This is a genomic window from Paraburkholderia atlantica, assembly GCF_009362785.1.
Lineage (GTDB): Bacteria > Pseudomonadota > Gammaproteobacteria > Burkholderiales > Burkholderiaceae > Paraburkholderia > Paraburkholderia atlantica.
Genome location: NZ_WHNQ01000101.1, coordinates 1 through 7,472 on the forward strand (window position 1 = coordinate 1; position 7,472 = coordinate 7,472).

General features: G+C 57.9%; 7 protein-coding genes. 4 read left to right on the forward strand and 3 right to left on the reverse strand.

The window, feature by feature from the left end; translation table 11 throughout:
* Positions 1 to 500 (forward strand): sensor histidine kinase (locus tag GCT19_RS40240; RefSeq protein WP_152854973.1); only part of this gene is annotated, 500 nt, incomplete at its 5' end.
* Positions 501 to 886: 386 nt separating this feature from the next.
* Positions 887 to 2,371, forward strand: a complete 1,485-nt coding sequence (locus GCT19_RS40245; protein ID WP_018437898.1) for a catalase — start codon at positions 887 to 889, stop codon at positions 2,369 to 2,371.
* Positions 2,372 to 2,648: 277 nt separating this feature from the next.
* Here GCT19_RS40245 and GCT19_RS40250 read toward each other — a convergent pair whose 3' ends face one another.
* From GCT19_RS40250 to GCT19_RS40260, 3 genes are all read right to left on the reverse strand, one after another.
* Positions 2,649 to 3,545: a LysR family transcriptional regulator gene (locus tag GCT19_RS40250; RefSeq protein ID WP_026229155.1), complete on the reverse strand. Its 897-nt coding sequence runs from the start codon at positions 3,543 to 3,545 to the stop codon at positions 2,649 to 2,651.
* 963 nt (positions 3,546 to 4,508) lie between these two features.
* Positions 4,509 to 4,928: a cupin domain-containing protein gene (locus GCT19_RS40255; RefSeq protein WP_018437895.1), complete on the reverse strand. Its 420-nt coding sequence runs from the start codon at positions 4,926 to 4,928 to the stop codon at positions 4,509 to 4,511.
* 70 nt (positions 4,929 to 4,998) lie between these two features.
* The gene (locus GCT19_RS40260) at positions 4,999 to 5,478 is read right to left on the reverse strand and encodes a carboxymuconolactone decarboxylase family protein (RefSeq protein WP_018437894.1); all 480 of its coding nucleotides are present in this window, start codon (positions 5,476 to 5,478) and stop codon (positions 4,999 to 5,001) included.
* 989 nt (positions 5,479 to 6,467) lie between these two features.
* On the opposite strand from GCT19_RS40260, the gene GCT19_RS40265 reads away from it, so the two are divergent.
* Positions 6,468 to 6,836, forward strand: a complete 369-nt coding sequence (locus tag GCT19_RS40265) for a DUF2946 domain-containing protein (RefSeq protein ID WP_018437893.1) — start codon at positions 6,468 to 6,470, stop codon at positions 6,834 to 6,836.
* Positions 6,837 to 7,161: 325 nt separating this feature from the next.
* Positions 7,162 to 7,472, forward strand: a 311-nt coding sequence (locus tag GCT19_RS40270) for a hypothetical protein (protein WP_152854974.1), incomplete at its 3' end; no start/stop codon positions are given.

The following is a 7,472-nucleotide window of genomic DNA, read 5'->3' on the forward strand; positions in this document are numbered from 1 at the left end:
TCCGGCAACTGATCAGGAAAGCGCCACGGAAAAAAGAGCCGGTGAACATCAACGAGGCGATCCGCGAGATCGTCGAACTCGTCCAGGGAGAGGCAAGGAAATGCGGCGCCCTGCTGGCGATGCAGCTCGCAGAGTGTTTGCCGTCCGTCGAAGGCGACCGTGTGGAACTGCAGCAGGTCATGCTCAACCTGATCATCAATGCGCTGGAGGCAATGAGCGGCATCGATGGTTTGCGACAGGTGCACGTCAGTACCGGCGAGGCCGACGGCGGCTGCGTGCTCGTGACCGTGCGCGACTCAGGACCGGGCTTTGGTCCTAACGGTGCGGACCACGCGTTCACCGCCTTCTACACCACGAAGTCCACGGGCCTTGGCATGGGACTTTCGATCTGCCGTTCGATCATCGATGCGCACCGTGGCCGACTGTGGGTGAGTGAGTGCTCTCCACGCGGCGCGGCCGTTCAGTTCACGCTACCCCGGCAACGCGCGGTTTTGTCGTGATGCGGTTATAGAACCCTCGACGTATTTCAACGGATCGGCCTTCGCGGGTTCTGCTTCATCAAATAGAGCTGACGCGCCAACGTTTGCGCCAGTGCCGCCGGCCGTTGCGCCTTTATTTCATCTTTCCGACGCTGGTAGAGATCGGGCTGTGATTATCTTCGTTGCATTCTTACGACGCAGTTCCAGCGCGCGACCCTCGCTGTTCCAATTATCATGCTCGAGAACGGGCACGCAATAGCCGCGATTCAATTAAATCGTTCGGTTTATGCAGTATTGCGTCGCATGATGCCTGCAATGGCGGACAACGCAATTGCGCTGAATCCAGGCCTGTTCGCACGCTTAGTTCCTCCTATCCCCACAAATAACCCATCACTGGAGATTTCACAATGGGCAAGCTCACGACGGCATTTGGCGCACCGGTGCCGGATAACCAGAACACGCAGACCGCGGGACCAAGAGGTCCTGCCCTGCTTCAGGATGTCTGGCTCATTGAAAAACTCGCGCATTTTGACCGGGAAGTGATTCCGGAGCGTCGCATGCACGCAAAGGGGTCCGGGGCATTCGGTACTTTCACCGTGACGCATGACGTCACGAAATACACACGCGCAAAAATCTTCTCGTCCGTTGGCAAGAAGACTGAAATGTTTGCGCGATTCTCGACCGTTGCGGGCGAACGCGGCGCGGCTGATGCAGAACGTGACATTCGCGGATTTGCCCTGAAGTTCTACACGGAAGAAGGAAACTGGGATCTCGTTGGCAATAACACACCTGTCTTTTTCCTGCGTGATCCGCTTAAATTCCCGGACCTCAACCACGCTGTCAAGCGTGATCCGCGAACCGGCCTTCGCAATGCCGACAGCAACTGGGACTTTTGGACCCAGCTCCCCGAAGCACTGCATCAAGTCACGATTGTGATGAGCGATCGTGGTATTCCGCGCAGCTTTCGGCATATGCATGGATTCGGGAGTCATACATTCAGCCTCCTCAATGCGAATAACGAGCGGTTCTGGGTCAAATTTCATATGTTGACACAGCAAGGCATCGAGAACATGACCGACGAGGAGGCGACCGCACTGGTCGGGGCCGACCGCGAGACGCATCATCGTGATCTTTACGAGGCCATCGAGCGAGGAGAACTTCCGCGCTGGAAGCTGTACTTCCAGATCATGCCGGAAAAGGAGGCTGCGACCTACAAGGTTAATCCGTTCGATCTCACGAAAGTCTGGTCGAAAAAGGATTACCCGTTAATTGAAGTTGGCGAGTTCGAACTCAACCGAAATGCGGAAAACTGGTTCGCGGATGTCGAACAGGCGGCGTTCAATCCCGCAAACGTTGTGCCGGGCATCGGTTTCTCCCCGGACAGGATGTTGCAGGGGCGGTTGTTCTCTTACGGAGATGCGCAGCGATATCGACTAACGGTGAACCATCATCAGATCCCGGTGAATTCTCCGCGCGGTACCAGGCATTACAACAGTTATCATCGAGACGGCTTGCTTCGTGTCGACGGCAATCAAGGCGGAACGACTTCCTATAACCCGAATACGCGCGGAGCCTGGCTCGATCAGCCCGACTATAGCGAACCTCCGCTGTCCATTGAGGGGACGGCCGCCCACTGGAACCATAGAGTCGACGAGGACTACTATTCCCAGCCTGGCGATCTGTTCCGTTTAATGTCGCCAGCACAACAGCAAGTCCTGTTCGAGAACACCGCACGCGCAATGCGCGGCGTTTCACGCCCGATCCGGGAGTTGCACATAGATCACTGCACCAAGGCAGATCCGATGTATGGCGCGGGTGTTCGAAAGGCGCTCGACGCGCTGGATGCATCGGATGAAGCCGCAACGCGATCGAAGCTGCAAATGCACAAGTAATGCGTACTTTTCTGGGGGAATCGAACATCTGAAGTCGTTGATCAAGATGTGAAGCCCCGGTCGGATAGTGCGGTCTTACCGGACATAACGGAGCGGGTTCGCGAAAAGAACCGCTCCCTCGCAATCGCCTTGAGGGGAAAGTTGGGTGTTTCCGCGAGCTTGCGCCGCTCGATAGCCGTGTCGATGCGAAACGTTTCCCTGAAGGAACCGATCGCCGGTCCCCGCTATTCGCATCTCGCTTGTCGCCTACACCGCGCGAGCATGCCAAGGGCGAGCGTCAGGCTTCGTCGCCCTTCGCCTCGCTGAACAGGTTATTAGCCACGAAGTCCACGAATGCACGTATTTTCGTCGCCATGTGTCGACTGGATGGCCACACTGCCACGCACTGGTAACTACCAGAGACATGGTCTCCCAGCACGCGCCGCATGGAGCCATCCTTCAATTGCCGCTCGATCGCGAATTCCGGCAGGCATGCGATACCGGACCCGCACTCCACCAGGTTAACCAGTGCGCCAAGCATCGAAACCGCCATCGAGACAGGCGGCTCGCCGACGTCAGATTCGCCGAGCCCGAGTGGCCATCGGATCAGCTTTCCGCCATCTTTCAGATGAAGGCAGACGTGATGCGCGAGGTCTTGCGGTGTCACGGGTGTTCCGCAGCGCTCAAAATAGGATGCCGCACCCGCAATGCAAATCCTCGAGTACCCAAGGTGCTTCGACATTAGTCGAGAGTCTGTGTCGAGGCCGGGACAGATTGCAACATCGAATCCGCTTTCTATCAAACCAGCAGCGCCAGTTCCCCACTCCATATCGAGTTCTATTTCTGGAAAGGCAACGATGAACTTACGGAGTACCGGGGCGATATAGGCACTGGGAATCTGCGCAATCACGCGTAGCCTGCCGCTGGGAGCCTTTCCTCGCCTGGTAAAGCGCTCCTCGATCATCTCCACTTCTTCGATGATGCGTCGACAGCTTTCCAAGAGCATTTCGCCCTCGTGGGTAAGCATTACGTTTCTCGTGCTGCGATGAAACAGGCGGATGCCCATCCGGTCTTCGAGACGGGCGATCGATTTTGCTATCGCTGACGCCGAGAGGCCGAGCCGTTGAGCAGTTCGCGTGAAGTTGCGTGTCTCTGCTGCATGTACAAATATGCTGAGAGTACCTAATGTGTCCACCCTACGGTTCCCCGGTTAAGTAGGATCGCGTGCCCAAACACTAATAATCCAGGATTTACGCCCGCGCGCTGTGGGCGACGCGGCAGAGAACGCGGCGGCGCCCGCCGTAATCCCGAGTACCGCTAACGACGGGGCGTTCGAACTCATCCTGGACCGGGTCCGGGTAACGCGCGACACCGGCAAGCCACGCGTCGACGAAATCCGCCCGGAAAGGTGGCGCATTTTTTCCGCGCCGAATCGGAACCCTTGTTTCAGAAATCGAGCTCGCGCATACCTGAAACTACGACATACAGTCTTTATCGCGGATCGCGTGACCCAAATGACCGTTTGACACCGCCACGATTCGCCTTGAAAAAGATAACTTTATAAATTCGACTGCGAAATCGGAAGGTACAAGAAATGACAATCTGATTAGGTCATGAAGACCTATTGCGAACGCTGTATGGCGGCGCTGCACTTCGTGGCGTTCGAGCCTGTGCGTGGTTCGATCGCGGGCAATTGGATGATGCGGCTGCACTCGAACCCCCGCCTCAATTTTGAACTCCCACTCCCGGATACGACCGGACGTGGTCTGCAAGTCGAGGCAGCGATGGTCAGGTCATCGACATGACGGGGCGAACTGTGGCTCGCCCAACAGTAGTTCGGGCACCATCTTGGGATATCGTGTATGAAAGTCGCTCGGCAGCGGCGCTACGACCTAACGGCCGAATGCCGGGGTCGAGAGGGATGCAAAGACCATCACGTGGTGGCACGCTGCTGAGTCCCGACATACTTGGCAGCTTAATTGATGCGGTCAACGCTGTTGATCCGCACTCCATCGATCTGCGGCGTGGGCCAGACAAAACAGGCCTGCGCCGGCCGCAACCGGGGCCGCTATACGACGCAACTGACGAACGGGTGATACGCGTGCGCGGACGCGTATCACCCGTGCGAACGTTTTGGCGGATGCCGCCGTCGCAACAGTCAATGGCCCTGTTTCTCCGGAACCAGAACCGGCGCGCCCTGATTCTTGAGCAGCAGCACGACGAACCTGGCCGGCTGCGTCTGGCTGGCGTTGCGCCCCACCGTGTGCACGTCGTTCGGACCTTCGTAGAAGGTTTGGCCGGGCGTCAGCGTCACTTCCTTGCCACCCTTGACCTGCATGATGATTGATCCTTCCAGCACATAAATGAAGCCGTGCGCGTGATGGCGATGCACGGGGTCGGCGGCGCCCGGTGGATATTCGACAGAAATCATCAAGGCTTCTTTGCCCGGATAATCGCCAAGCGGTTGCGTCATCAGTGGAGTGACAATGGCCTCAGCGGGCGTGTCAGCGTGAGCGATGCCCAGCGACGCGCCCACGGCAAGCAACGTCACGAGTGGGGCTTTCTTCAGGCGAAGCATATTCGTGTGCTCCAGTATGAGCCGGCCCGTGCGTGCGGACCGGCGCCAAAGAATCGTGTAGTGGATGCGCTCAGGTCAGATTCGCCTTGTCGAGGCCGTACGCTTTGTCGGCCGAACCCGGCACGGTCCTGAACGCAACGTTCACGCGATTCCACGCGTTGATCGCCATGATGTCGTACGTCAGGTCCGACAGTTCCTTTTCGCTGAACTGCGTGCGCACGCGCTCGTAGATATCGTCAGGCACGCCTTGCTCGGGAAGCTTCGTGAGCACTTCGGTCCAAGCGAGCGCGGCGCGTTCACGCGGAGCGAACAGCGTCGATTCGCGCCAGGCCGGCAGATGATGAATACGCAATTCGCGCTCGCCGTGAATCTTCGCTTCCTTTACGTGCATGTCGAGACAAAACGCACAACCATTGAGTTGCGAAGCGCGAATCGATACGAGATCTCGAACCGATTCTTCGATCGCGCTCTCTTTCAACAGATTGCTGAATTCCAGAAACTTCTTGAATAGTTCCGGCGATTGCTGGATGTAGTTGATACGCTGCGACATGATGCCTCCGGGTTGGAATGAAAAGATTTGGGGCGTGGGGGATGCGTTCGGCAGCATCGGGCCCGCACGAAGGCATCTTATGACCCCACAACACCGGCCGGTAGATCCGGCACCCGGCTCACGATGTTGCTCGGCCAGCACCAATCGGCCTGCGTAACCTTTTCGCGTGAGCCGGCGTGTCGTGCGCGCCGGCACTCCCGGCGTGAAATGTTCACGTTGAGCAGATCCACGTCGCCGCCGGCATCTCGTCTGAACACGCGCGGTTAAGTCTGGACGCACGCGCTCCAGGCTAGTCCCCGAATGCGCTGCTGCTAAAGCGGGTGACCGCGTTATCTATTGGCGCGGTGACAGGCACTTTCATTGTTGCAATACAGGCAACACGATGACCTTTCCTGAGCACTTCCGACCCGCCAACAGAGCGCTTAGGATTCGTCAGGCGAACGACCGCGAGCCTATTTTTGCGAATGCGTGCTTCGACTTTCCTTTCCGCAGATCATGTTACGGATCAAAGTGCTCAACGGGCAGAACGTCACCGTCGACACTCGTGTCGGCTCGGTCACTCCAGTATTGATCGATGGCAAACCATGGTCTCGCCCCCCCGAATTCACGCGTGAATATCCCGACACGCCGTGAAGATCGCGCGTCCAGTCTCGTTACGCGGTTTTCAGTTCAGGACGCCGCGCCAATGCAAGACCTCGGGCCGTCTGTTGCGACGACGCTTCGCGACATCAGCAGACGGACTGTCGACTGGCTCGCGTTCGGCAACCCTCTTGCAATCAATGGCCACCAATACCGCGTGATCGGTGCGCGTCGTGCCGGTGAACAGGAGTTTGAGTTCGTCAAGTGCCAGACGGGGAAAACTAGCCGACACTCAACTAGCTCACACCCAATGCATTCACCGACCGTTCGATTCGACTCGCCTGTTCGTAGCGCCTATCGTGACTGATCGATCCCGCACACACTTGACCGCATGGCCTGGCTTGCTTGCCATGTGGCTCATCGTATTTGCGCCGATCGTCAGTCAACTCGTGGAACGGGCCCATTCGCACCAGAGCACCGCCGTCACGCGCATGGAAATGAACGTGGGCAGCATGCACATGCTCAAGATGCACATGCACATGGGCATTTCGGGCGGCGATGCCGGCGACTGCGGTCATCACGCGTCAAAGCCGACGATGGCGGCATGCGGCTACTGCAACCTGCTCGCCACTCATGCGACGATGCCGGCTCTCGAGCCTGCGCAAGCGCCGGTGCACATGTTCCTGATGTTCTCCGCCGCACTTGTCCTTTGCGTTCGATTCACTCCAACAGGCGCTTTTCCAGCCGGGCGTCCACGCGCCCCTCCCGTCGTTTCCTGACCGTTGTGTTTGAAAAGATCTCGATGGACGCGTGTCGTTGACACACGCGGGTTCTTTCGTCCATCGATTTTCCGGAGCAGCCATGCTCGCAACCTTCGATCAAGATCACTTGCTAAAACCGGCAACTCGGTCTGAATGATCGGAGCCAGCTCAATGCTAACGAGACTACGACTTGCCTCGTGAGAAGGTTCGCGTCGCGATGAAGCAACCTGCACCTTCATTGACAATGATCCGCATTACCAACGACGCCTCCATGAAGAAAGCGTATTCTTCCGAAATTCCTGTATCCGCAGGATTGACCTGTCTGGTTGCGGCGCCAAACGATATGAAAAAAAATGTTCTATGGGACGACGGCGAGCGCGTTTTCTCGCGAGAACAGTTCCCGGTGGTGGCCGGCCAGAAAGTGCTGCTGGCGCGGCTTGCCGCTGAACAGCCGATGCCCGCCAGTCTCGATCGTCTTGCCCACGAGTTCGCGCTGAAGGACGAGCTTGACGGTGCCTGGGCCGTGCGCCCGCTGAGACTGGTGCGCGAAGGCAGCCAGACCGTGCTGGCACTCGAGGACCCTGGCGGCGAGCCGCTGGCGAGGCTGCTCGGCGCACCAATGGAGATCGGTTATTTCCTGGAACTCGCGATTGG

Bases quoted from the DNA above. Each gene is read 5' to 3' on its own strand.
- GCT19_RS40260 (WP_018437894.1), bottom strand. From the start codon at position 5,478: ATGTCGCAGCGTATCAACTACATCCAGCAATCGCCGGAACTATTCAAG.
- GCT19_RS40255 (WP_018437895.1), bottom strand. From the start codon at position 4,928: ATGCTTCGCCTGAAGAAAGCCCCACTCGTGACGTTGCTTGCCGTGGGC.
- GCT19_RS40265 (WP_018437893.1), top strand. From the start codon at position 6,468: ATGTGGCTCATCGTATTTGCGCCGATCGTCAGTCAACTCGTGGAACGG.
- GCT19_RS40245 (WP_018437898.1), top strand. From the start codon at position 887: ATGGGCAAGCTCACGACGGCATTTGGCGCACCGGTGCCGGATAACCAG.